The following is a 24,879-nucleotide window of genomic DNA, read 5'->3' on the forward strand; positions in this document are numbered from 1 at the left end:
ATGGCATGGCCTCGCGCGAACGAAGAGAGGGATCATCGAGCCCGGATATGTCCGGTGTCTCGCTGCTCGCCCTCGCCCGCCAGACGCAGCAGGCGCGGATCAATTGTTCCGAGCATTTCCCCAAACATGTGTTCCGCGATTCCGCCTGGGACATCATGCTGGAACTGTTCGCCGTGGCGGAGGAGGGGCGCTTCCTCTGCGTCAAGGATATCATGGCTATCTCCGGCGAGAGCGCGACAGGCACGATGCGCCGCATCGAAAGCCTGGAGGAAGCCGAACTCGTCGTCCGCCGCTTCGACCCGCGTGATCATCGCCGGATGCGGGTGGTACTGAGCGAAAAGGGGCGGGAGGCGATGGTTTCCTTCCTTCATCATCTGTTCGAGGTGGGCGAGGCGGCGTCGCACGGCAATGCGCCGATCCAACCGATCTCCTTCGTCCCTCTGGCCCCGCGCCGACCCCCGAGCGGTCTGCGCGACTGTAGCTGACTCATGACGCGCACCGTGCACAGGACCGCCCTTTGCGCCCTGCCGGTGCTGATCCTGCTGGCGGCTCTGGCCCTATGGCAGGCGCCGCCGTCCGTTGCCCCGGCAAAGGCACCGGTCGCGGCCCGCGCCATGGCGATACCGGCCGGCAAGCCGCCGCCTTTGCCCAAAGTCGAGCCGGCCCAACTCTATGCGCTCCCGATGGACAAGGCGCGGGCGCTCAATGCGGCCATTCCCCTCTCGCAACGGACCAATCCCGCGGCCAGTCCGTTTCGCTTCGTCGGTGGTGCGGAGGATCTGGCCCGTGCCACCGATTGCCTCGCCGCCGCCCAAATCTATGAGGCGGGCGACGATGCTATCGGCGAGCAGGCGGTGGCGCAGGTGGTGCTCAACCGCGTGCGCCACCCCGCCTTCCCCAAATCGGTGTGCGGCGTCGTCTTTCAGGGGCAGGAGCGGCGGACCGGCTGTCAGTTCACCTTCACTTGCGACGGGGCACTGGCGCGGACGCCATCGCCTGCCGCCTGGACGCGGGCGCGGACGATCGCCAGCGCCGCGCTCACGGGCGCAGTGTTCCGGCCGGTGGGCCTTGCCACCCATTATCATACCGACTGGGTCGTGCCCTATTGGAGCGCCAGCCTGGACAAGACGGCGAAGGTCGGCACCCATCTCTTCTTCCGCTGGACCGGCTGGTGGGGGACGCCGCTGGCCTTTCAGGCATCGGTCGGCGGGGCCGAGCCGCTGATTGGCCGGATCGCGCGGCTTTCGCTGGCGCATCGCGACGCGGTACCGCCGGTGATGGCGGCGGCGGATATGTCCGAAGACCAGCTTCGCGCCGCCGCCCGGCCGATCGTGGGACAGGTCATGCCGCCCGCCAACAAGAGCTGGACGCCGGCACCGGTGATGCCCTTGCTCGCCGGCGCCCGACGCGATCCGCCGGTCGAGACGGCCGCCAGCGTCACGTCCGCCCCCGCGACCCGGATCGCGCTCGGTGGCTCAGCGATATCCCGCCGCGGCGAGGATGGCGAGCAGGTTCATCCGTTTCACCTTCAGTGACTCAACTGGGCTGACGTCGATCCATTCGTCCAGCGAATGGCCGCGCCCGCCCGTCGCCGCGCGCGAGATGGTGATGCCGGGGATGCCCAGGTTCATCGGCACATTGGCGTCGGTCGAGGAGAAGCTGAGCCGTGCGGTCACGCCCTCGGTTGCATAGGCGGCGATGGTTTGCTGCACCAGCGGGCTGGCCGCATCGGTGTTGCCGGCCGGGCGATCGCCGATCAGTTGCTTGTCCACGCTGATCGCGCCGTCCTTGGTCGAGCGCGCGGCATTTTCCGATGCCACGCCGGCATCCACCTGCGCCAGCACCGCCTGTTCCAGCTTCGCCAGTTCCGCCGCGCTTTCCGACCGCATGTCCAGTTGCAGCCAGCTTTCGCGCGGGATCGCATTGACCGACGATCCGCCGCCGACCACGCTGGCGCTGAAGGTCGTCTTGGGCGATTTGGGCACCGGGATCTTGTAGATATTCACGATTGCCTGGCTCATCGCCGTCATCGGGTTGACGATGCCGAAGGCGCCGAAACTGTGCCCGCCCGGTCCCTTGAAGGTCAGCTTGTAGCGTCTGGAGCCTACGCCGCCATTGGTCAGGCCATCGACCGACCCGTCGTCGATCGAGAAGAAGCTGGCGATGCGGTCCTTATATTTGCCCTTGAGGAACAAATGCTTGACGCCGCGCAGGTCGCCTAGTCCTTCCTCACCGACATCGCCGACGAAGAGGATGTCCATGGGCGCCCTGATCTTCGCCGCGGCCAGCGCCTTGATCAGGCTGAGTTGAGTGGCGAGGCCTGCGACGTCATCGCCGATCCCCGGCGCGTGCAGCGTGTCGCCCTCGCGGCGCACGGTGACGTCCGTGCCTTCGGGGAATACGGTATCGAGATGGGCGGACACGACGACCAGCTTGGCGCCTGGCTTGCCGGTGCCGCGCAGCAGGCCCAGCACATTGCCTTCTTCGTCAATCTCGACATCGCCCAGGCCCGCCGCCCTGAACATGTCGGCATAGGCCTTCGCGCGCACGGCCTCTTTGAAGGGCGGGGCGGGGATTTGGGTCAGGGCGATGATATTCTCGACCCACTGGCCATGTTCCTGCTCCAGCGCGGCGAGGGCGGTCTTCACCGCCGGGCGCGCCCTCATGGTCGCCATCAGCTTCGTGTCGGCCGGGGTGGGCGCGGCGCTGGCCGCTATCGCAGGCAGGGCGATGAGCGAACCCGCCAGCATCATGTTCAACAGCGACCGCTTCATTCTCATGCCCCTTTATAGTTGATGGCGGCGCCGGCCCGGCGCCGCCATCTTGTCCTTAGATCAGAAACTGACCTTTGCGCCCACCGTCATGTAACGGCCGATGCTGTCATAATGGATCGCACCATAGGTGGTCAGCGGCGGATCGCGGTCGAACAGGTTGTTCACATTGGCGAACAGCGTGAAGCGATCGGCAATGGTCGCCTGCGCCCCCAGATCGACATAGACGCGGGCGGCGATGTCGTTGTTGGCGATAGGCAGCGTATGGTTGAACTTGCCGCCGCCGACATAGCGGACGCGGGCGTCAACCGACACATCGCTGCTGGCGTAAGTGATCGCGCCCGTCGCGCGCCAGTGCGGCGTACCGAAGTTGACATTGTCGCCCACGTCGCCGGCACGGTCGACCGTGCTGTTGCCGTCGTTGATGATGACCTTGGGCACATAGGTGGCGAGGCCACGGAAGCGCATCGTGCCGCCCAGGCTGTCGCTGACCTTGCTCAGCGGCAGGGTGTAGGTCGCTTCGATATCCACACCCTTGGTCCGATATTCGGCCAAGTTGATATAGGTGGTGTAGATGGTCGTGGGTGCGCCCGCAGCGTCACGGACGATCTGGCTGCACAGCACGGTATTGCCGTTGGCGCAGTTGGTGATGACGTCCTGCGCCCCCAGCGAGGTAATCGCGTCCTTCAGCTTGATGTCATAATAATCGACCGACAGGTTGAAGCCCGGCAGGAAAGTGGGTGTGAACACTGCGCCAAGAGTCAGCGTGCTGCCGACTTCCGGCTTCAGATTGGCGTTCCCGCCACCGAAGCGTGTGATCGAATAGGTCTGCGGCGTGTCGTTCTCATCGTTTTCCACGACGGTGGTGAAGCTGGTCGTGCTGGTGGTGAACAGTTCGGCCAGGCTGCCCGAACGAATGTCACGAGAACGCGACACGCGGATCAGCAGATTGTCGAAGATACGGTCGGTCAGACCCAGCTTCCAGGACCAGATGCCACCGCTGGTGCTGTAACGGCTGTAGCGGGCCGCGCCGTTGATATCCAGCTTGCTGAACGGCTGGTCCAGCAGCGGGATGGCGACTTCGCCGAAGCCTTCCTGCACGTTGAACCCGCCGTCGAGCGGCGAGAAGTTGAAGCGGCTGAAGCCCTTGGCGGCCGAGGTGGCGTCCAGGCTGTTGGTCACCTGTTCTTCCCAGCGCGCTTCGGCACCGACAGCGACCGACACTGGACCGGCCCAGGTTTCGAACAGGTCGCCACGCAGGCTGGCGCCGGCGCTGTCGAGCTTCGTCGTGTAGACGACGCGCGCGGTGTTGCCGAACACATAGTCGATCGCGGCCTGATCGGCCGTGCCGGTGCCCAGGATGTTGAGCGGACGGCAGGCGGTGTTGGCATCGGTCAGGGCAGCGCGGCAAACGATGTTGCCGCTGGAGTCACGTACCGCGTCCAGCGCATTGGTCAGGTTCGCGCCGGTGATCTGGTTGTGATAGCTCTGCATGTTGCGCATTTCGCCATGGCTGTAATAAGCCGAATAGCGCCACTTGCCGTCCGCAAAGCTGCCGTCGACGCCGACTGCGCCTTCCACATTCTGGCGATAATAGTCGAACGTGCGATAGCCATAATCTTCGAACACGCGGCCGATGCTGACCTTGCTTTCCTTGGCGGCGGCCAACTGGTTCTGGATGTCCTGCGACAGATAGGGGTTCGTTGCCGAGATGCTGTACGAACCGCTTTCCGCATAGAAGGGATATTTCGCCCAGATGCGGCTGTAGCTGCCATCCGCCCAGAAGGTGGCGTCGCCGACTTCGAAGCTGGCGCGGGCATAGGCGTTGACGCGCTGATAGGGGTTGGTCAGCGCATATTCGTCGTTGGTGGCCACGCCTTCGCCGCCGACCATGGTGGTGCCATTGCCACTCACCATGCTGCCGTACTGGAAGGGACGGAGCGTGCCGTCCGTGTTGAAGGTCTGGCCCTTCAGCTTGCCCGTGGTGATGAGACCGCCCAGGCTGGTATTGGCGGCGTTGACGTCGCGCACCAGGATCGGGAGGGCACCATCGCCGGCGGGGGTGAAGATGTTGGCGCTGCCGACATTCTTGCGCGAATTGCGGTCAAGGATGCCCTTGTCCTGCTGATATTCGCTGCCGATCATGAAGTGGCCGCGACCATCGGCAAACTTGGCGCCGAAGGTGCCGTCGAAGCTGTAGCGATAGCCGTCCCCGCGCGAGGAGATACCGTTCTGCGCGCCGATGGTCAGGCCTTCCAACTCATCGTCCAGGATGATGTTGACCACGCCGCCGATCGCGCCCGAACCCCAGGCCGCCGATGCGCCGCCGGTGACGACTTCGACGCGCTTCACCAGCCCCTGCGGCACGGTGTTGAGGTCGACTGCGCCGGTGAAGCGGCGGTTGTTGAGCAGGGTCAGCGTGCGCGTAACGCCCAGACCGCGAAGATCCATCGCCGAAGAGGAGGAATTGGTGTTGGCGACCGTGCTGGCCGGCGACTGGGTCGCGCGGAACTGGGGCAGGTCGTTCAGCACCTGTGCGATGCTGGGACGGGCACCCTGACGCAGTTCGGTTTCGCCGATGACGGTCGTGGGGGTCGGCGCTTCGAAACCCTTGCGGTCGATGCGCGATCCGGTGACGACGATCGCCGGTTCGGCTTCGTCGGCGGCTGCGTTGTCAGCGGGGGTGTTCACCTGCGCCATCGCCACGCCGCCCTGTGCCAGCGAGAGGATCAGGCCGGCGGTGCCGGCCATCAACAGGTTGCGCAACCCGGTCTTATAGTCAGTCATATATCGTCCCTTTTCGTCTTCTTGCTTTTTTGTCCGCGACCTGAGCGGCTCTCTTTTATGCGTTTGAAATCTGGTCAGTCGGCCCGGCGGAACAGCAGGTCGTAGGCACGGCCCTCGCCAAAGCGCAGGGCGGTGACAGCGCCATTGCCGTCGCGCTGGAACTTCACCGTGATGCGGCCGGCGTCGGGCATCGCTTCGCCCGTGAACACGTCGGCATAAGCAGGGCTGAGCGTCTGGTCGGCCCAGCGCGGACCGCCATAGACCAGCGCCTCGCCCTGCTGGCGGAAGGTCAGGCAGGCATGGGTATCGACACCGCAAAACTTCCCGACATAGGGCTTGGCGTCGAAGGCCGTGACCGCCTCCACCTTGCGATAGTCGATCTTCTCGCCCTCGCGATTTTCACGCACCAGACCGGTCTTGCCAAAGGCGAAGATATCCTCGCGCTGTGCCCATCGGCCGGGGCCAACCGGGGTCAGCAGCTTGCCGTCGGCGCGCAGGCGGCCCTGCTCGTCGCTATCGAACTTGACCGGGAAGCCGTTCACGCCGTCGGCATAGACGCCCGAAGGCAGCGGCCCCTTGGGCGTGTAGGATTTGTCCTTCCACGCCGGCAGGAAGACATCCGCAACCTCGCGGCCCAGCACCGGCGTGTCGGCATTGCCGGTGTTGCAGAGCAGGGACACGGCCAACTTCTGCTTGGGATAGCGCGCCATCCAGGCGCGATAGCCGCCGGTCGAACCGCTATGGCTGACTTCCTGCTGGCCATGATGGTCCAGGTTCACCAGCGCCAGCGCATAGGCGATCGGGGTGCCGTCGTTCAGCTTGGTCGGCGTCTGCATCTGCTCGGTGAAACCGGGGCCAAAAGTGCTGGCGTCCAGCGCCGCCTGCCACTTCACCAGATCGCCCACAGTGGTCAGCAGGCCGCCATTGCCATAGGCGTCCTCGATCACCTGATCGTTGCGATAGATACCGTCCTGATAATCATAGGCGCCGGTCCGGCCGGCGACCACTTCGCCATGATCGTCGCGCCAGCTGGTGTGGGTCATGCCCAGCGGCTTGAAGATGCGGTCGTTGGTGAAGTCGGCGAGCGACTGGCCGCTGACCCGCGCAACGATGATCGCCGCCAGATTATAATTGCTGTTGCTGTAGAGATAATGGCTGCCGGGCGCGAAGTTCAGCTCGGTCTGGCGCGATGCGATCTCCAGCACATCGTCGTTGTTGGCGGTGCGGCTGTTGCGCGGCCAGCCTTCGATCGCCGCGACCGATCCCCAGTCGCGCAGGCCGCTGGTGTGATGCAGCATGTGGCGGATGGTGACGGGCGCGCTGTAGGCGGGCAGCTCGGGCAGATATTTGCGGATATCGTCGTCCAGCGACAGCTTGCCCTCGCGCGCCAGCATCAGGATGGCGGCGGCGGTGAACTGCTTGGAATCCGACCCGGCCTCATAGATGCTGTCGGGGGTGGCGGGGACGGCCTTTTCCAGATCGGCCATGCCATAGGCGCGAGTCGCGATCGCCTGACCATTGCGCGACACGGCGACGGCGCAGCCCGGTGCGTCCTTGCTGTTCCATTTGGCGAACAGGGCATCGAGGCGTGCCAGCGCAGCGGAATCGGCCGGCGCGGAAGTCTGCGCCAGAGCGCCGCCTGACAGCGGAACAGCCATGCAGAACAATATCCCCGCAACCGCGGAGCGACCCGTCATCATAGTTCTGATTCCCCTTGGAAAATGGCGAAGCGCTTATTTGCGCGTCATTTTTTTGCGACTCGAAGGCTGTGGATTGTCATCCCGCCATTCGTCTTTCCCATTGTCCTAACCGGAGTCGCTGTCATGAACCTGACACAATGGGGTGGACGCAGCCGGGCGCGTAATCAAAGGCAAGATCGGCGCCGGCACACTTCGCATTTGCAATCCTGCGCATGATGCGTATCGCAATTTAATGTCCATTGCGGGAAGGCGTCCGCAGGACGGAAGGTTACTCAGGTCATGCGTTTGTTGCTGGTGGAAGATGATGAGCGGCTCGCCCGCGGCATGGTCGCCTCATTGGAAGCGGCGGGTTTTGCCGTCGATATCCTGACCAACGGCGAAGACGCGCTGAAGCTGGCCGACCAGGAACCCTATTGCGCGATCATCCTCGACCTCGGCCTGCCCGACATGGACGGGCTGGACGTGCTCAGCCAGTTGCGCGCGCGCGGCGCGGCCACGCCGATCATCATCCTGACCGCGCGGGACATGATGGATGATCGCATCCAGGGTCTTGATCGCGGCGCCGACGATTATATGGCCAAGCCTTTCCATCCGCGCGAACTGGAATCCCGCATCCGCGCGCTGGTGCGGCGCAGCCAGGGACAACTGGACCCGATGCTGCGGATCGGCACGCTGATGTTCGATCGCTCCAGCCGTACCGTCTATCTGGACGACAAGATGCTGGACCTGCGCCGCCGCGAACTGGCGGTGCTGGAAACGTTGATGGGCCGGCCGGGCAAGGTGATCGCCAAGGAGCGGCTGTCGGCCGAAATCTTCAACTTCGACGATGCCGTTACCCCCAATGCACTGGAAGTCTATGTCGGCCGCCTGCGCCGCAAGCTGCTGCCGTCCGGCCCGGCGATCCGCACAGTGCGTGGGCTTGGCTATATGATAGAGGCTGCCTGACCCGCATAATCTGCTAACAGCGTGCTGATGCGGAACCTGCCCCCCTCGCTGCGCCTGCGCCTGACCGGTGCGGTGATGATGCCGCTGGCGGCGCTGGTCCTGCTGTTCGGGATCATCACCGCCTGGGTGACGCATGATACGGAGGCCGACACGGTCGACCGCGTGCTGGTTGGTTCCGTCCGCACGCTCAGCCTCGTCTACAACAGCCGGTCGCCCGAGCGCGAGAATCTCCTGCCGCTCGCCGTCCATCTGCTTCAGCGGCGCGCACGACCGGTGGTCCATTATAGTGTCTATCGTGGGGACCAGTTGCTGGCGGGCGATCCCGCTTTGCCGCCGCCGGCCGACTATCGCGAAACATGGGATGGCGTGATCGACCCGCATGCGCCGGCCACCTTCGTCAACGCCTACAGGGCCAATCCGCTGGTGCGCGGCTATCTCAATCCCGCCGACGCAAAGCTGGTGATGCAGGCCGCCTATCTGCGCGATGGCAAGCTGCACGGCAAGCCGGCCCGCATCGCGACGGAAATCCGCCGCCCCGCCGGCGAAAGCGCCCTGATCGTCATCCAGATCGCCGACTATATCGACGATCGCCGCGCCTATGAGCATCAATTCATGATCCGGGTGCTGCTGGTCGGCCTTGCGGTGCTGGCGGTGACGGGCCTGCTCTTCTGGTGGGCGATTCGTTGGGGCCTGCGCCCATTAATTGACCTGACCCAACAGGTGGAAATGGCGCAGCAGGACGCCTCGCCCGCCTTCCGTCTGCGCAGCAGCGTCGCCGACCCGGCCGAAATCCGCCCTTTCGTTGCCGCTTTCAACGGCCTCATGACCCGGCTGGAACGGGCGAGCAATTCGCTGCGACAATTCACCTCCAACGCCTCGCACCAGATGCGCACGCCTCTCGCGGTCGCCCGTGTCCATCTCGATGTGCTGGAGCGCTATGGTCCGACCTCGCCGCAGGGACAGGCGGCGCTGACAGACATCCCCCATGCGATCGACTCGCTGGAACTGTTGCTGCGCCAGATGATCGCGCTCGCCCGCAGCGAGGATCAGGGCGACATGCAGATGCGCCCCTTCGATCTGGCCGATCTCACTGCCACCGTGACCGCCGACCGCGCCGCGCAGGCCCCCGCCAGCCTCGATATCGGCTATGATAACTGCATGGACGGCCCGCTGATGGCGCTCGGCCAGCCGGCGCTGGCAGGCGAGTTGCTGGGCAATCTGCTCGACAATGCCATCCGCTATAACCGCCCTGACGGCATGGTCGCCGTCAGCGTCTGGCTGGACGATCAGGAGGCGGTGGTCGAAATCGACGATAACGGTCCCGGCATCCCCCCCGATCAGCGGGACAAGGTGTGGGAGCGTTTCTATCGTATCAGTGGCCGCACCTCGGCCCCCGGCACCGGCCTTGGCCTGCCGATCGCCCGCGCGCTGGCCGACCGGCTGGGCGCGCAGATAGAGTTGCGCGACGGGCGCACCGGGCAGGGGCTGTGCGTCCTCATTCGCTTCCGCCTCGCCCCGGCCTGACACCCGACGCACCGGCATGTGACAGGTTCATGTCAGCCGCCTTGGCTAAGTTCCCTGGGGTCTGCCGTTGATCGGCATCGTCCAAGGGGACCGCCTTCATGCCTGCCATCTTCCACCGCCGCGCGCTGCGCACCCTGCTCTGCGCCGGTGCCGCCGCCATCCTGACCACCGCCCTGCCGGCCCATGCCGAGGAAGAGGAAAGCGGCGGCCAGCTGACCACTTCCACCGTTCCCAGCACGCCGATTGCCGGCGATTTCAGCTTCGCGGCGGTCGGCGACCTCATCTATTTGCGGCCGATGCTGGCGACGATCGAGAAGCAGTCGCCCGACATGCTGCGCATCCTGCGCGGCGCCGATATCACCTTCGGCAATTTCGAAACGACCGCACTCGACCTCAACGGCTTCAAGGGATCGCCGCAGGCCGAATCGGGCGGCACCTGGATGCTGGCCGACCCGGCCGTGCCCGCCGACGTGGCGAAGATGGGCATCGACATCGTCAGCCATGCCAACAACCATGCCACTGACTGGGGCGTGGAGGGCATGGCCGAAACACTCGATCTGCTCGACGCCGCGCATCTCACCCATGCCGGCACCGGCCGCAGCATGACCGCCGCGCGCGCGCCGGCCTATCATGACAGCCCGTTCGGCCGCGTCGGCCTGATTTCCGCCACCACCAGCTTCACCCCGATGACCCCTGCCGCCGATCCACTGGGCAAGGTGCCCGGTCGTGGCGGCGCCAACACCATCCGCAGCACCGAAATCGGCCTGGTGTCGGACACGGACCTCGCCACCATCGCCCGCCTCGCCGGCACCAAGCCCGGCACGCCGGTCAAGATGAAGGGCCGGGAGTTCCGCGCCACCGCCAACCCCGCAACGCCGATGAAGATCGAATATGATCTCAATGTGAAGGATGTTGCCGCCAATCTGCTCTCCGTGCGTCAGGCCAAGCAGAACGGCAATTTCGTCGTCTTCTCGCTGCACAATCATGAACCCGGCAATGCCAGCCAGATCATCGCCAACTTCGCCCAGCCGCTGGCGCATCAGGCGATCGACGCCGGCGCGGACGTCTATGTCGGCCACGGTCCGCACCAGCTGCGCGGGATCGAAATCTACAAGGGCAAGCCGATCTTCTATTCGCTCGGCAACTTCGCGATGATGAACAACTCGCTCGATGACCTGCCGGCCGACATGTACGACCAGTTCGGCATCACGCCCGGCACCGTCACCGCGCCCGAACTGCTCCAGGCGCGCGGCGCGAAGGAATTTGGCGACCCCAACCTCTATGAGACGGTGATTGCCGTCAGCCAGTTTCGCGACGGCAAGCTGAGCGAAATCCGCCTCCACCCCGTCGACCTCGGCGTCAATGCCAGCGGCGCCGGGCGCGGCGTGCCCCACATGGCTGACGCCGTCACGGGCGCGCGCATCCTGGAACGGCTCCAGCGCCTGTCGCAGCCCTATGGCACGCAGATCATGATCGAAAAGGGCGTCGGTATCATCAAGCTGGGCGCGGCCAGGTAACCACCATGTACGCCGGCCGCCTCCGGGGCGGCCGGCCTGTTTTTGTCCCGCTGGCGCGGGCAGCGTCAATATACTGTCATCGCCCGGTGCGACGAGGGGGCATTCTCCTGTGCATCGAGAGTGACGCCATGACCTTCGACGACCCGACCTTCGCCATGGACCGCATCAAGGCAGAGATTGCCGACAGTTTCGATGAGGAACTGGAGATGGAGATAGACGAGGATCGGCTGGAAACGATGCTCGCCGACATGGAGGAGCATCCCGATCGCGAGCAGCTGGAGCGGCGCACCTATTTTCGCGAGCTGTTCCGCTTGCAGCATGAACTGGTCCGCTTGCAGGACTGGATCGTCCACAAGGGGCTGAAGGTCGTGGTGATCTTCGAAGGGCGCGATTCGGCGGGGAAGGGCGGCGCGATCAAGCGCATCACCCAGCGGCTCAACCCCCGCGTCTGCCGCGTCGCCGCGCTGCCTGCCCCCAATGAGCGCGAACGGACCCAATGGTATTTCCAGCGCTACGCCGCCCATCTGCCGGCGGCCGGCGAAATGGTCCTGTTCGACCGCAGCTGGTACAATCGCGCCGGCGTCGAGCGGGTGATGGGCTTCTGCACCGAGGATGAGGTGGAGGAATTCTTCCGGTCGGTACCGGAATTTGAACGGATGCTGGTCCGTTCGGGCATCATTCTCATCAAATATTGGTTCTCCATCACCGACGACGAACAGCAGTTCCGCTTCGCCATGCGCATCCATGATCCGCTCAAACAGTGGAAGCTGTCGCCGATGGATGTGCAGTCGCGCCGCCGTTGGGAGGATTATACCCGCGCCAAGGAAGCGATGCTGGAGCGCACCCATATCGCCGAGGCGCCCTGGTGGGTGGTGGAAGCGGTCGACAAGAAGCGGGCGCGGCTGAACTGCATCGCCCATCTGCTGGAGCAGATTCCCTATGCGGATGTGCCCAAGGAACCGGTCGTCCTGCCCGACCGCGAACGGCATGAGGATTATATTCGCCACCCGGTGCCGGCGGACATGTATGTGCCGGACCGCTTCTGAATGAATGGCGGGTTCTAAAAAAGCGCCTCCGTTCGCTGTGAACGGAGGCGCTTTTTCATGTCAGCAGGGGAGAGGGCACCTTACCCCTTGCGGTCGTCGTCCACCATGTCCGGCGCCAGCTCCAGCCCGGCGCGACCATGGGCGGCGCCATGCGCCGGGGCCTTGGGATGCGCGACGTCGATCGGCTCCTCGACCTCCAGCATGCCTTCCCATTTGGTGATGACCGACGTGGCGATCGCATTGCCCAGCACGTTGGTCGCGGTGCGGCCCATGTCCATGAAATGATCGACCGCCAGGATGAAGGCGATGCCTTCGACCGGCAGGTCGAACTGACCGAGCGTTGCGGCGACGACGACCAGCGACGCGCGCGGCACGGCGGCGATGCCCTTGCTGGTGACCATCAGCACCAGCAATATGGTGATCTGCGTCGCGATCGGCAGGTCGATGCCATAGGCCTGCGCGATGAAGATCGTCGCGAAGGTCGAATACATCATCGACCCGTCCAGATTGAACGAATAGCCCAGCGGCAGCACGAAGCTGTAGATGCGGCGCGGGATGCCGAAACGGTCCAACTGCTCCAGCATCTTGGGATAGGCCGCTTCGGACGAGGCGGTCGAGAAGGCGATCAGGATCGGTTCGCGGACATAGCGGATCAGCTTGAACATCCGCTTGCCCAGGAAAATCGCGCCGGCACAGAACAGCAGCACCCACAGGCAGATGAGGGCGATGTAGAATTCGCCGACCAGCGCGCCATAGGTTTTAAGGACGCCCAGCCCCTGCACCGTCACCGACGAGGCCAGCGCGCCGAACACCGCGAAGGGCGCGACACGCATCACATAGCCGGTCACCTGCAACATCAGTTCGACCATCGATTCGATCAGGGCGATGATCGGCTTGCCCTTGTCGCCGATGGCGGTGAGCGCGACGCCCACGAACAGCGAGAAGACGACGATTTGCAGAATCTGGTTATCCGCCATCGCCCCGATCATGGAGGTCGGGAAAACGTGCAGGATGAAGTCGCGGAAATTGAGCGCTTCAGTGCTGACGCCCGCATCCGCACCGGACCGGACGAGGTTCAGGCCATCGCCGGGTGCGAAGAAATTGACGAAGATCAGGCCCAAAGTCAGCGAGATCAGGCTGGCGATGATGAACCAGGCGAGCGCGCGCCCGCCGATCCGCCCCAGCGCTGCGCTGTCGCCCATATGCGCGATGCCCGCAACCAGCGTGGAAAAGACCAGCGGCGCGATGATCATCTTGATCAGGTGGAGGAATATGTCGGCCAGCAGGTGGAAATAGCCCGCCACATCCTTCGCCAGCGTTTCATCGCCGCCGACCCAGAGATTGGCCACAAAGCCCGTGAGCACCCCCAGGACCATGCCGATGAGGATGAAGGCCGTCAGTCTGTTTCGCATCAAATTCCTCTGGAGGCCCGCACGCGCGCCCCTGTTCCATTACCCGTCAGTCAGGCCGACACCTAACAGGCGCTTGCGGCACCCGCAATCGGGGCTGCATCCACGCACATCGAACAAGACGAAGCAGGCGCGTCTTTCCACGCCCCTGTCATGCCGTTTCGCGTCGGGATATCAGGGGTAGAGCAGCCCTTCGAACCAGTCATTTCCGGCGCGCTCGAACAGGCGGCGCTCATGCAGCCGATGTTCGCGATCCTGCCAGAACTCGATCCGCTCCGGCGTCACGCGGAAACCGGACCAGTGCGGCGGGCGCGGCACCGGGCCACCATCGAAGCGCGCGCTGACCGCCTCGAACCGCTCCATGAAGGTGGCGCGGTCGGGCAGGGGACGGGACTGGTCGGATGCCCAGGCGCCCAGCTGGCTGTCGCGGCTGCGGGTCGCGAAATAGGCGTCGGCGGTGGCATCGTCGACCGGGCCGACCGATCCTTCGATCCGGATCTGGCGACGCAGCGATTTCCAGTGGAACAGCAGGGCGGCATGCGGATTGTCCAGCAATTCGCCGGCCTTTCGCCCCTCGAAATTGGTGTAGAAGACGAAACCGTCCGGGCCATGCCCTTTCAGCAGCACCATGCGGACGGATGGTTGCCCGCGCGAATCGGCCGTAGCCAGCGCCATGGCATTGCTGTCGTTGAGTTCGGTGTCGCGCGCCTGCGCGTACCATTCGTCGAAAAGGGCGAAGGGATCGGTCATGCCCGTGTCTTAGGGCGCGCCTGCCGCGCTGTCGATACGGGCAAACCGCGATCCGGGACGGCAAGGGACCGCCCCGGACGGGTTTGTAGCCTCAGAAGCGGAAGCCGAGGCCGGCCGACCAGCTGGTATAGCTGCCAGCCTTGATCAGGTTCATGTTCAGGCGGATGAGGTCGCGGGCATTGCGCGCGCTTTCCTCACGACCGCGCAGGCCCAGCGACAGCGTCACTTCATGGAAGCTGTTATAATAGAGCTTGTCGCCCGCATAATTGGTCATGGCATAGCTGACCTGCGCTGACGTGTTGCGGCCCAGCCCTCGGAATTTGAGCGGCAGGTCATAGGCGATGCCGTTGCGGAACGCCCAGTTCTTCAGGCCCGGATTGACATTATAGCCCGTGAAGCCGGTGCTCATCGTCGTGGTATAGCCCACCATGTTGCCGATCACGATGCGGCCGCGGCCAAGGCCGTCCAGCACATAGCGGCTGGCCAGCGTGGTCGACATCATATGACCGACCGACCCCAGCTGGTCCGACGCGGTGATGCCATAGCCTACGCGGGGTTCCAGCGACCAGCGGCGGGCGATGACGGGAAATTCGACGCCGACGCCGAACTGGGCGGTGGCGGCGCGGGCGCCATTCACTTCGGAATAGCTGACCGGCAGGTCGAACTTCAGCAGCGCCCGGCCGCCTTCGGTCAGGCGGAAGCTGCGCGCGACGCGCCCGTCGATCCGCATGAAGTCGTAGCGGCCGCCATTGGAAGACCCCTGATTATAGTTGGCGCCCATGATCCACGGATCGCCCGCCGTGTTACTGCCGCCACTGGCCGCATCCTGCTCGATCGCCGAATCGCCCGAAGACAGGTCCAGGCTCGACCGGACGAGGCCGCTCTGCACCGAACCGGGGTTGCCGGCCAGCGGATCGACCGGCGAATAGCGCGCCAGCGACCGGAGCAGCAATCGCACCAGCCGTTCGGCCTCCGGACCGTCGATATCGTTCAGATAGCTGTTGAACAGATCGTAGGATGCCTGGCGCGACGCGCCGTTGAATCGGTTCTGATACACCTCACCCTCGGCATCCAGCGCGGGAATCGAGATGCGGAACACGGAGCTGTTGGTGTCATAATAGCCGTAGATCGGCAGACCACGGAAATCGATGACGCCGCTGACCGGCATCAGGTCGTTATAGCGCGCGCCATAGCGTTCGCGCAGCCGCTGCGGATTCATGAAATCCTGCCCGTCATTGGCGATGTTCAGGCCATAGCGATCGGTGATCGTCACGCCGCCGCCCACGCCCAGCGTCACGCCGATGCGGAACAGGCTCTGGATGCCGTCAAGCTGCTCCACCGATGGCGCCGGCGGTCCCACCTGCGCCTGCGCAGCGGGCGCGACTGCCCATAGCGCGGCCATGGCGCCGACCGCGCTCCATCCTAATTTATGCATAGTTTACAACCCCCAACTCTTGGCTCGCCACCCCCGGCGAGCGGGCCGGGCGCTAGCAGCGCAGGGCGCGGCGTACATACCCCGATCGGGGTATCGGCGGTTTTGCCGGGCATGCACGGCTTGAATGTCGGGGCCGCATCGTCCACATAGTCTGCGAGTGATGCTTTTGTGCAACAGGTAAGATGATGGCCGATCCCTATTCCCTATTGGGTGTGACCCGCAGCGCGACCGAGGCAGAGGTCAAATCCGCCTATCGCAAGCTCGCCAAGGAGCTGCACCCGGACAAGAACAAGGATAATCCCAAGGCGGCGGACAAGTTTTCGGCCGTCACCAACGCCTATGACCTGTTGTCGGACAAGGACAAGCGCGCCCGCTTCGACCGGGGAGAGATTGACGGCGACGGCAATCCGACCGCGCCCTTCGGTTTCGGCGGTGGCGGCGGGCGCGGTTCGTCCGGTGGCGGATTTGAATCGGGCGGAGCCGATTTCGGCGATATATTCGAAGGGCTGTTCGGCGGCCCAGGCCGTCGTGCCGGTGGCGGCGGTGGCTTTGGCGGTGGCGGTTTCGGCCGGCAGGCGCCGCCGCAAAAGGGCGCCAATGTCGCCTATCGCCTTGCTGTGCAATTCGTGGACGCCGCCACGCTGGCGCCGCAGCGCATCACTTTGCAGGACGGCAAGACGATCGACCTCAAACTGTTCGCCGGCGTCGAGACGGGCACGCAGATGCGCCTGTCCGGCAAGGGGCAGGCCGGCCCCGGCGGCGCGGGTGACGCGATCGTCACGGTCGAGGTGAAGCCGCATCCTTTCTTCAAGCGCGACGGCGACAATGTGCTGCTCGACCTGCCGATCACCCTCGACGAGGCGGTGAAGGGCGGGAAGGTCAAGGTGCCGACCGTCGATGGCCCGGTGATGCTGGGCGTGACGGCGGGCGCGACCTCCGGCAAGACGCTGCGCCTGCGCGGACGGGGCTTCACCGGCAAGGATGGCCAGCGCGGCGACCAGCTGGTCACGCTCCAGATCGACGTGCCGGCCGATGATCCCGCCATTCAGGCGCTGGTCGAAAGCTGGCAGGACCAGCGGGCCGTCCGCGCCCATCTGGGCGTCTGATTTGCCGTCGTCACTTCCTTCCCTTTCACTCTCCCACCGAGAGAGGGAGGGAGGCGCGAAGCGCCGGAAGGGTGAGGGTGATCCGTCCGCTATGATCCAATCATGATGTAGGACGTTACGCCTTCCATGCCGATGCCGTCGCCCCTTTCGCCCGAATCCCGTCGTCAGATGGGGCATGAGGCGCGTGCGCATTTCCATCGGCAGATCGACCGGGTGCGGCCCGGCACCCAGCCATTCGAGGTGATGAAGCGCGTTCTTGTCGGCACCTATAGCGACGGGTTCATCCACGCCGGCAACCTCGCCTATCTGTCGCTGATGACGCTGTTCCCATTCTTCATCGTCGCGGCGGCGGTGGCCAGCATCTTCGGCCGGACGCAGGATGGGGTGCAGGCAGTCAACGCCTTTCTCACTACCGTGCCGCGCGGCGTCGCCGATGTGGTGCGCCAGCCGATCAACGATGTGCTGACCGCGCGCAGTGGCCCGCTGCTGTGGCTGGGCGGTGTCGTGGGTCTGTGGACCGTGGGCAGCCTCATCGAAACGATCCGCGACATCCTCCGCCGCGCTTATGGCACCAAAAGCACCAAGCCCTTCTGGCGTTATCGCCTGGGCGCGATCGGCATCACGCTCGCCAGCGTCTTTCTGGTGATGTTCGCCTTCTCGCTTCAGGTCGCGATCACCGGCGTCGACCAGTTCCTGCACCAGATCCTTCCCTGGGCCGACGATGCGATCGGGCTGGTCGCCTCGGCCAAGCTGGTGCCGATGGGCATATTGTGCCTCGCCCTCTGGTCCCTGTTCGTGGCGCTGACCCCCACCGCCTACAAGCCACGCCGCTTCCCCAAATGGCCGGGCGCGGTGGCGACATCGCTCTGGTGGTATGGCACGACCCTGCTGTTGCCGCCGACCCTGTCGCTGCTGGGTGGCTATGGCCGCACCTATGGCAGTCTTGCCGGTGTCATGATCACCCTCATTTTTTTCTTTCTCGTTGGGCTTGGCGTGGTAATTGGCGCGGAATTGAACGCGGCGCTCGCGGAATTCCCCGAAGAGGATGAGCAGCCGGTCGCGCAGGACAAAGGGAACGGAATAAGATTATGACAGGCTTGATGGCAGGAAAGCGCGGGCTCATCATGGGGCTGGCGAACGACAAGTCGCTGGCTTGGGGCATCGCCCAGCAGCTGCATGCACAGGGCGCGGAACTCGCCTTCTCCTATCAGGGCGATGCGCTGGCCAAGCGCGTTCGCCCGCTGGCGGAGCAGGTCGGCTCGGACTTCCTGATCGACTGCGATGTGTCCGACATGGACAAGCTGGACGCCGCCTTCGCGGAAATCGAGGCGCGCTGGGGAAAGCTGGATTTCGTCGTCCACGCCATCGGCTTCTCGGACAAGAATGAGCTGCGCGGCCTCTATGCCGACACCAGCCTCGACAATTTCCTGCTGACCATGAATATTTCGGTCTACAGCTTCGTCGCCGTGACCGCGCGCGCACGCAAGCTGATGAAGGAGGGCGGCAGCCTGCTGACGCTGTCCTACTATGGCGCGGAAAAGGTCATCCCCCATTATAACGTCATGGGCGTGGCCAAGGCGGCGCTGGAAACCAGCGTTAAATATCTGGCGATGGACCTTGGCCCGGAAAATATCCGCGTCAACGCGATCTCCGCCGGGCCGATCAAGACGCTGGCCGCCAGCGGCATCGGAGACTTCCGCTATATCCTCAAGTGGAACGAACTGAACTCGCCGCTGCGCCGCAACGTGACGATCGAGGATGTAGGCGGCGCCGGGCTCTATCTCCTGTCCGATCTGGCGTCCGGCGTGACCGGCGAAATCCACCATGTGGACGCAGGCTACAACGTCATCGGCATGAAGGCCGAAGACGCACCGGACATCGCGCTGGATAAGTGAGGCATAACCCCTCTCCCCAACGGGGGAGAGGGAGGGGCCCGCCGCAAAGCGGTGGGAGGGTGAGGGGGCAATGCGACGACCCGATCCTGATAAACCGGACTCCCTGAACAGGGTCCGCGCCATGCGACATGACCCGACCGAGCCGGAAAAGCGGCTCTGGTCGAAACTGCGCAACCGGCAACTGGACGGCATCAAATTTCGTCGCCAGGTCTGGCTGGCCGAGTATGCCGCCGATTTCTACGCCGCAGAATTCAAGTTGGTGATCGAAGTTGACGGCGACGACCATGCCGTTAGGGAAGCGGGCGACCGACATCGCACCGGAATTCTGGAAAGAGAGGGATTCCGTATCCTGCGTTTCGGCAATGCGGATGTGATGGACACTCTGGATGGGGTGTTGGAGGCAATTTTGATGACGGTGCGCGAAACCCCCTCACCCTCCCAAGCCTTTGGCTTGGGCCCCTCCCTCTCCCCCAAAGGGGAGAGGGGTTTATGAGTTTCAACAGTTTCGGTCGCGTCTTCCGCTTCACCACCTGGGGCGAGAGCCATGGTCCTGCCATCGGCGCGGTGGTGGATGGATGTCCTCCGGGGCTGGACCTGAGCGAGGCGGATATCCAGCCCTGGCTGGACCTGCGCAAGCCCGGCACCTCGAAATTCACGACCCAGCGCCGCGAAGCCGATGAAGTGCGCATCCTGTCCGGCGTGTTCGAGGGCAGGACCACCGGCACGCCGATCAGCCTGATGATCGAGAATACCGACCAGCGCTCGAAGGATTATTCGGACGTCGCCAAGGCCTATCGCCCCGGCCATGCCGATTATGCCTATGATGCCAAATATGGCTTTCGCGACTATCGCGGTGGCGGGCGCTCCTCCGCGCGCGAAACCGCCAGCCGGGTCGCGGCCGGCGCGGTCGCCCGCGCGGTCATCCCCGAAGTCGATATCTTCGCCTATGTCAGCGAAATCGGCGGCGACGCGATCGACTACGCCAATTTCGACGCTTCGCAGATCGGCCAGAACCCCTTCTTCTGCCCCGATCCGGCAGCGGCCGTGCGCTGGGAGGCGCTGGTCGACGGCGCGCGCAAGGACGGCTCGTCCATCGGCGCGGTCGTGGAATGCGTCGCCAGCGGCGTGCCGGCCGGCTGGGGCGCGCCGCTCTATGCCAAGCTGGACAGCGAACTCGCGAGCGCGATGATGAGCATCAATGCGGTCAAGGGTGTCGAGATTGGCGACGGTTTCGCCGCCGCCCGCCTGCGCGGCGAGCAAAATGCCGATCCGATGCGGCCTGGCAACGACGGCCCGGTCTTTCTGGCCAACCATGCTGGCGGTATCGCCGGTGGCATTTCCACCGGCCAACCCGTCAAGGTCCGCGTGGCTTTCAAACCGACCAGCTCGATCCTGATCCCGGTCGAAACCGTCACCCGTGAGGGCGAAGCGTCGGACATCATCACCAAGGGCCGGCACGACCCCTGCGTCGGCATCCGCGGCGTGCCGGTGGTCGAAGCGATGATGGCGCTGGTGCTGGCCGACCAGAAGCTGCTCCACCGCGCCCAATGCGGCGAGCGGGGCGGGGACTGACGCGCCGAACCGCGCCAATCGCGCGCCCAATGCGTGAATCCCGCGAGACGACTCGTTCATATTACGATAGGATGACGCTCATCGCCCGCGGGAGGGCGAGCGGCAGAGCGTAAGCCTGGGGAGCGTCACCACGCGGCGCGGCGGTTTTCTTGAAAAACGCTGCGATTAAAAAGCGCGGATTGACGGTCAAAACGTCCCCTCAAAGCCGCGACACGGGCCAGCCATGCAACCATGGCTGGCCCATTTCGTTTCACCTCCGTCAGGGACGCGACCACGCGACCGATCAGGGGGTCTTCGCCAAATGCACTTCGTTACCGCGCTGCTCGGCATTTATCGCGCGGAAATCGGTCTGCTCATCCTGGCCTGCATGTTCGTCGCCTTCGTGCGCGAACGCTATTCGCCCACCGTCATCGCGGTCGTCGGCGCCTGCGCTTATGGCGTGCTGGGCCTGCTGGATGAAAAGGCGCTATTCTCCGTTTTTTCCAACGGCGCGCCGCTCACCGTGGGCGCGATGTTCATCCTGTCCGGCGCGCTGATCCGCACTGGCGTGATCGGCCGCGTCGCCGATCTGGTCATGAGCCGGGCGCAGCGCCACCCGCGCCTCGCCCTGGCCGAAGTCACGCTCGGCACGCTGGCGCTGTCGGCTTTCCTCAACAATACGCCGGTGGTCGTGCTGCTGATCCCGATCATGTTCAAACTGGCACAGGCGACCGGCTATCCGGTCAAGAAGCTGCTGATCCCGATGAACGTGGTGGCGGTGCTGGGCGGCTGCCTGACGCTGGTGGGCACCTCGACCAATCTGGTGGTGGCGGGCATCGCCGCTGATCAGGGCATGGCCCCCTTCGGCATTTTCGACATCACCCCCTATGGCCTGGCCGGGGTGATTGCGGGGCTGCTGGCACTGCTCTGCCTGTCCTTCCTGCTGCCCAGCGATCCGCCGTCGATCGCGGGGGAGGGCGGGGGCGCCGCCATACAGGATTATCTGACCGAACTGATCGTGCCGCAGGACAGCGATGTGATCGGCCGGGAAATTGGTTCCTTCGGCGTCTTCGGCCGTTCGGTCCAGCTGCTCGGCATCAAGCGCGGCGGGACGATACGCCGTCGCGATCTTGAACAGGAGGAACTGCATGCCGGCGATCATCTGATCGTCCGGGCCGATGGCGCGGCGATCATGACGCTGCGCGAATCCGGCCGCTTCGATCTGGGCGTCGCCGCCGATTCCCGTACCAGCGCGCAGGACGGCACGGTGGTGGAGGCGATGATCGCGCCCAGTCACCCGTCCATCGGCGAACGGCTGATCGACATTCCCTTCCTCCATGCGCTGCGCGTGCGGATCATCGGCATCCACCGCGCCCGCCATCTGCCCGGCCCCGACCTCGCCGAAACCCGCATCCGGGGCGCCGACCGGCTGCTGGTCGCCGGCGGAGGCGATGCCATGCGCGCGCTCAAGGACAATCCTCATCTGATCGGCGTCGATGTCAGCCGCACCCGCGCCTTCCGCCCGCGCAAGGCGTGGATCGCGATGGCGGCGATGGCCGGCGCGGTGGGGCTTTCCGCCTTCGACGTGGTCGGCATCGGCATGGCCGCCGTCATCGCCGTGGGCCTGATCCTCGTCACCCGCTGCATCGACCCGGAGGAGGCGTGGGGCGCGATCGACGGCGACGTACTGATCCTGATCTTCGCCATGCTGGCCGTCGGCCTCGCGCTGGAACAGGCGGGCAGCGTCGCGCTGATGGTCGGCTGGGTCACGCCCCTGCTGCAACATGCGCCGCCCTGGGCTTTGGTCTTCCTTATCTATTTCTTCGCGCTGCTGCTCTCCGAACTGCTCAGCAACAATGCGGTCGCGGCGCTGCTGACGCCCATCACCATCGCGCTGGCGCAGCAACTGGGCGTCGACGCCCGGCCGCTGGTGATCGCGCTGATGATTGGCGCGTCGGCCTGTTTCGCGACGCCGATCGGTTATCAGACCAATGCGCTGGTCTATGCGGCGGGCGATTATCGCTTCGCCGATTTCGTGCGCATCGGCGTGCCGATCAACATCATCGTCGGCCTTGCGGTATGCAGCGCGCTGGTCCTTCTCGGCTGAACTGGCCCTGTTCGCCACCCGGCGCGCGCGCCATCACGGCGCAAACCATAAAGGACCAGCCAGATGACCAGCCTGCCCTTCACCCAGGTCGATGCTTTCGCCGACGCGCCCTTCACCGGCAATCCCGCCGCCGTCATCCCGCTCGACGCCTGGCTGGACGACGCCATGCTTCAGTCCATCGCCGAAGAAAACAACCTCTCCGAAACCGCCTTCACCGTGCCGACCCCGGACGATGCCGACGCCGATTATGCTCTGCGCTGGTTCACCCCCACGGTGGAGGTCAAGCTGTGCGGCCACGCCACGCTGGCGAGCGGCCATGTCCTGATCGACGGCGACTCGATCCGGTTCCGCACCCGCCATGCCGGCATCCTGACCGTGACGCGCGACGGGGACGGCTATGCGCTCTCGCTGCCCGCCTGGGACATGGCGCCGAAGGCTCTGCCAGAGCTGGCGGCGGGGCTGGGCGGCCAGCCGACTGAAACCCACTGGCGCGACGGCGGCTACGCCCTGTTCCTCTATCCTGATGCCGACGCAATCCGCGCCCTGACGCCGGATTTCGCCGCATTGAAGGCAAAGGGCGACATCCTGCTGATGGCCACCGCGCCGGGCGATGACAGCGACATCATCAGCCGCGTCTTCGTGCCCGGCGGCGGCGTGGATGAAGACCCGGTCACCGGATCGGCCCATTGCCTGCTCACCCGCTTCTGGGCGGAGCGCCTCGGCCGGACGCAGATCAGCGCCTATCAGGCTTCGGCCCGCGGCGGCCGCCTCGGCTGCACGCTGGCGGGTGATCGCGTCGTCCTCACCGGCCAGTGCCGCAAGGTGATCGAGGGGCGCTTCTTCCTCTAACCCGGAAACAGCCCCATCAGCCGGCTCAGCGCGCCCCGCACGGCGGCGCGCTGTTCCTTGTCCGGTGACATGCCGATCCGCACCACGGTCAGCCGCTGCGACGGGGAAATCAGGATATATTGGCCATTATGCCCGACGCAGCCGAACAGGCTCGCGGGCGCCTGCCCCGGCATCAGCGCGCTGTCGCCGCTGTCGCGGTTCAGCCACAGATGCGCGCCATAGGCCGGGTTGCGCGGGGAGGGGGTGCGCATGAAGTCCACCCATTTTTCCGGCAGGATCTGATGTCCGTTGGGCGACCGCCCGTCATTGCGCAGCAATTCGCCGAACCGGCCATAATCGCGCGCGGTCATGTGCAGGATGCTGCCGCCGATCATCGTGCCGGTCGCATCATATTCGGGCGTCAGGCTGGGCAGCTTGCCCGGCGCCTTCAGTCGCCCGTCGATGAACATCTGCATCGCCTGCCGCCGCACCGCCGGATCGCTGCTGTTGGTCAGCATCCGCGTCATCAGGTCGGACAGGATCACGCTGCTGCCGGTGGAATAGGAAAAGACGGCGCCGGGCGGATGGCCCAGCGGCTTGGATTCGGCATAGGCGCGCATGTCCTGCGCGCCGGTCGTAAACAGCATCCGCACCGTGTCGCCCTGGGTGATCGGCTCGCCATCCTCGACATGGTCCAGCCCCGACCGCATCTGGAGCAATTGTCGCAGCGTGATCTTGCCGCGCGGATCGCCCGGCTGGCTCCAGGCCGCGACCGGCACCGGCATGTCGAGCGCCAGCCGCCCGTCCGACACCATCAGGCCGACCAGCACCGCCGTCACGCTCTTGGCGATCGACCAGGACAGCAATTTCGTCTCCGGCCCGAAACCGGGGGCATAGCGTTCGGCAATCACCTTGCCGTCGCGCATCACCAGCAGGGCGCGGGTCTGCCCCATGACATCTTCATCGAACAGCGGATCGATCGCCCCGCGCAGTGCGCTGGCCCCCACCACAGCGTCGCTGGACACGCGATAGACGGGATCGGCCACGGGCGCCGCGCGGCTGGCCAGCGTACCCGCCACGACGACACCGGCCACCCCCAGCGCCAGCCCAAGGCGCTTTACGATTCGACTGTCGATCTGCATAAGCCGCGCCCTTACAGAAGGGATTCGAAAAGGGCCATGCTGGTTCGGCACAAATGGTGGATATTGGGCGGTTTGCTCGTTCTGGCGCTGCTCGGCGCGCTCACCTGGCACTGGACCAGCCTCAGCGCCCGCGCCCGGCTCGGCGCCGCTTATGGCGCGCGGATCGGCTGCTCCTGCCGCTATGTCGAAGGCCGCGCGATGGGCAGCTGCAATGATGACAAGGAACCCGGCATGGGGCTGGTAGGCCTCACCGATCTGCCCGAAGAACGCGCGGTGCAGGCTAGCGTCCCCCTGCTTGCCACCCGGACGGCGCGTTTCAAGCCGGGCTGGGGCTGTCTGCTCGACTCTGTGGAGTGAGTTTTCCGA

The 24,879-nt window shown here is 65.0% G+C and carries 21 protein-coding genes; 14 read left to right on the forward strand and 7 right to left on the reverse strand.

What is annotated here, in order from left to right:
- Positions 1-47 precede the first annotated feature (47 nt).
- Complete coding sequence (locus RQH62_RS00035; protein ID WP_311266707.1) at positions 48-485, forward strand: MarR family winged helix-turn-helix transcriptional regulator; 438 nt, start codon at positions 48-50, stop codon at positions 483-485.
- 3 nt (positions 486-488) lie between these two features.
- Complete coding sequence (locus tag RQH62_RS00040; RefSeq protein ID WP_311266708.1) at positions 489-1,535, forward strand: cell wall hydrolase; 1,047 nt, start codon at positions 489-491, stop codon at positions 1,533-1,535.
- Here the strand turns inward: RQH62_RS00040 and RQH62_RS00045 are convergent.
- The 3 genes from RQH62_RS00045 to RQH62_RS00055 all read right to left on the reverse strand — a co-directional run bounded on the left by RQH62_RS00045 (position 1,476) and on the right by RQH62_RS00055 (position 7,216).
- The gene (locus RQH62_RS00045; protein WP_311266709.1) at positions 1,476-2,774 is read right to left on the reverse strand and encodes a M20/M25/M40 family metallo-hydrolase; all 1,299 of its coding nucleotides are present in this window, start codon (positions 2,772-2,774) and stop codon (positions 1,476-1,478) included. The genes RQH62_RS00040 and RQH62_RS00045 overlap by 60 nt on opposite strands.
- A gap of 60 nt (positions 2,775-2,834) precedes the next feature.
- Complete coding sequence (locus RQH62_RS00050) at positions 2,835-5,558, reverse strand: TonB-dependent receptor domain-containing protein (RefSeq protein ID WP_311266710.1); 2,724 nt, start codon at positions 5,556-5,558, stop codon at positions 2,835-2,837.
- 74 nt (positions 5,559-5,632) lie between these two features.
- Entirely contained in the window at positions 5,633-7,216 is a 1,584-nt protein-coding gene (locus RQH62_RS00055) for a serine hydrolase domain-containing protein (RefSeq protein WP_311266711.1), read from the reverse strand.
- Between the two features lie 321 nt (positions 7,217-7,537).
- On the opposite strand from RQH62_RS00055, the gene RQH62_RS00060 reads away from it, so the two are divergent.
- The 4 genes from RQH62_RS00060 (at position 7,538) to ppk2 (ending at position 12,290) form a co-directional block, all read left to right on the forward strand.
- Complete coding sequence (locus RQH62_RS00060; RefSeq protein ID WP_311266712.1) at positions 7,538-8,203, forward strand: response regulator transcription factor; 666 nt, start codon at positions 7,538-7,540, stop codon at positions 8,201-8,203.
- A gap of 27 nt (positions 8,204-8,230) precedes the next feature.
- Positions 8,231-9,727 (forward strand): ATP-binding protein, encoded by a 1,497-nt coding sequence (locus RQH62_RS00065; RefSeq protein WP_311266713.1) that lies wholly within the window; start codon positions 8,231-8,233, stop codon positions 9,725-9,727.
- Positions 9,728-9,825: 98 nt separating this feature from the next.
- Complete coding sequence (locus RQH62_RS00070) at positions 9,826-11,244, forward strand: CapA family protein (protein WP_311266714.1); 1,419 nt, start codon at positions 9,826-9,828, stop codon at positions 11,242-11,244.
- Positions 11,245-11,372: 128 nt separating this feature from the next.
- Positions 11,373-12,290, forward strand: a complete 918-nt coding sequence (gene ppk2, locus RQH62_RS00075; protein ID WP_311266715.1) for a polyphosphate kinase 2 — start codon at positions 11,373-11,375, stop codon at positions 12,288-12,290.
- A gap of 80 nt (positions 12,291-12,370) precedes the next feature.
- Here the strand turns inward: ppk2 and RQH62_RS00080 are convergent, their stop codons facing one another.
- The 3 genes from RQH62_RS00080 to RQH62_RS00090 form a co-directional block, all read right to left on the reverse strand.
- Entirely contained in the window at positions 12,371-13,702 is a 1,332-nt protein-coding gene (locus RQH62_RS00080; protein WP_311266716.1) for a dicarboxylate/amino acid:cation symporter, read from the reverse strand.
- A 171-nt stretch (positions 13,703-13,873) separates the two neighbouring features.
- Positions 13,874-14,449: a pyridoxamine 5'-phosphate oxidase gene (pdxH, locus tag RQH62_RS00085; protein ID WP_311266717.1), complete on the reverse strand. Its 576-nt coding sequence runs from the start codon at positions 14,447-14,449 to the stop codon at positions 13,874-13,876.
- A gap of 91 nt (positions 14,450-14,540) precedes the next feature.
- Complete coding sequence (locus tag RQH62_RS00090; protein WP_311266718.1) at positions 14,541-15,884, reverse strand: hypothetical protein; 1,344 nt, start codon at positions 15,882-15,884, stop codon at positions 14,541-14,543.
- Positions 15,885-16,069: 185 nt separating this feature from the next.
- Between RQH62_RS00090 and RQH62_RS00095 the strand changes: the two genes are divergently transcribed.
- The 7 genes from RQH62_RS00095 (at position 16,070) to RQH62_RS00125 (ending at position 23,392) form a co-directional block, all read left to right on the forward strand.
- Positions 16,070-16,990 (forward strand): DnaJ C-terminal domain-containing protein, encoded by a 921-nt coding sequence (locus tag RQH62_RS00095; RefSeq protein WP_311267486.1) that lies wholly within the window; start codon positions 16,070-16,072, stop codon positions 16,988-16,990.
- Positions 16,991-17,116: 126 nt separating this feature from the next.
- Positions 17,117-18,082 (forward strand): YihY/virulence factor BrkB family protein, encoded by a 966-nt coding sequence (locus tag RQH62_RS00100; RefSeq protein ID WP_311266719.1) that lies wholly within the window; start codon positions 17,117-17,119, stop codon positions 18,080-18,082.
- A complete protein-coding gene (gene fabI, locus RQH62_RS00105; RefSeq protein ID WP_311266720.1) occupies positions 18,079-18,885 on the forward strand; it encodes an enoyl-ACP reductase FabI in 807 nt (268 codons plus the stop codon). Before RQH62_RS00100 ends, fabI begins: the two co-directional genes overlap by 4 nt.
- 70 nt (positions 18,886-18,955) lie before the next feature.
- The gene (locus tag RQH62_RS00110) at positions 18,956-19,378 is read left to right on the forward strand and encodes an endonuclease domain-containing protein (protein ID WP_311266721.1); all 423 of its coding nucleotides are present in this window, start codon (positions 18,956-18,958) and stop codon (positions 19,376-19,378) included.
- Entirely contained in the window at positions 19,375-20,457 is a 1,083-nt protein-coding gene (gene aroC, locus RQH62_RS00115; protein ID WP_311266722.1) for a chorismate synthase, read from the forward strand. The genes RQH62_RS00110 and aroC overlap by 4 nt, the downstream gene beginning before the upstream one ends.
- Before the next feature lie 301 nt (positions 20,458-20,758).
- Positions 20,759-22,543 carry an SLC13 family permease gene (locus RQH62_RS00120; RefSeq protein ID WP_311266723.1) on the forward strand — a complete coding sequence of 595 codons (1,785 nt, stop codon included), beginning with the start codon at positions 20,759-20,761 and terminating at the stop codon, positions 22,541-22,543.
- Positions 22,544-22,606: 63 nt separating this feature from the next.
- Positions 22,607-23,392 (forward strand): PhzF family phenazine biosynthesis protein, encoded by a 786-nt coding sequence (locus RQH62_RS00125; protein WP_311266724.1) that lies wholly within the window; start codon positions 22,607-22,609, stop codon positions 23,390-23,392.
- Here RQH62_RS00125 and RQH62_RS00130 read toward each other — a convergent pair.
- Positions 23,389-24,513, reverse strand: coding sequence for a serine hydrolase (locus RQH62_RS00130; RefSeq protein ID WP_311266725.1), 1,125 nt, complete (start codon positions 24,511-24,513; stop codon positions 23,389-23,391). The genes RQH62_RS00125 and RQH62_RS00130 overlap by 4 nt on opposite strands.
- 36 nt (positions 24,514-24,549) lie before the next feature.
- Here RQH62_RS00130 and RQH62_RS00135 point away from each other — a divergent pair, with 36 nt between their 5' ends.
- A complete protein-coding gene (locus RQH62_RS00135; RefSeq protein ID WP_311266726.1) occupies positions 24,550-24,870 on the forward strand; it encodes a hypothetical protein in 321 nt (106 codons plus the stop codon).
- Positions 24,871-24,879: the final 9 nt, after the last annotated feature.

Source organism: Sphingobium sp. WCS2017Hpa-17 (assembly GCF_031843765.1).
Taxonomy (GTDB): domain Bacteria; phylum Pseudomonadota; class Alphaproteobacteria; order Sphingomonadales; family Sphingomonadaceae; genus Sphingobium.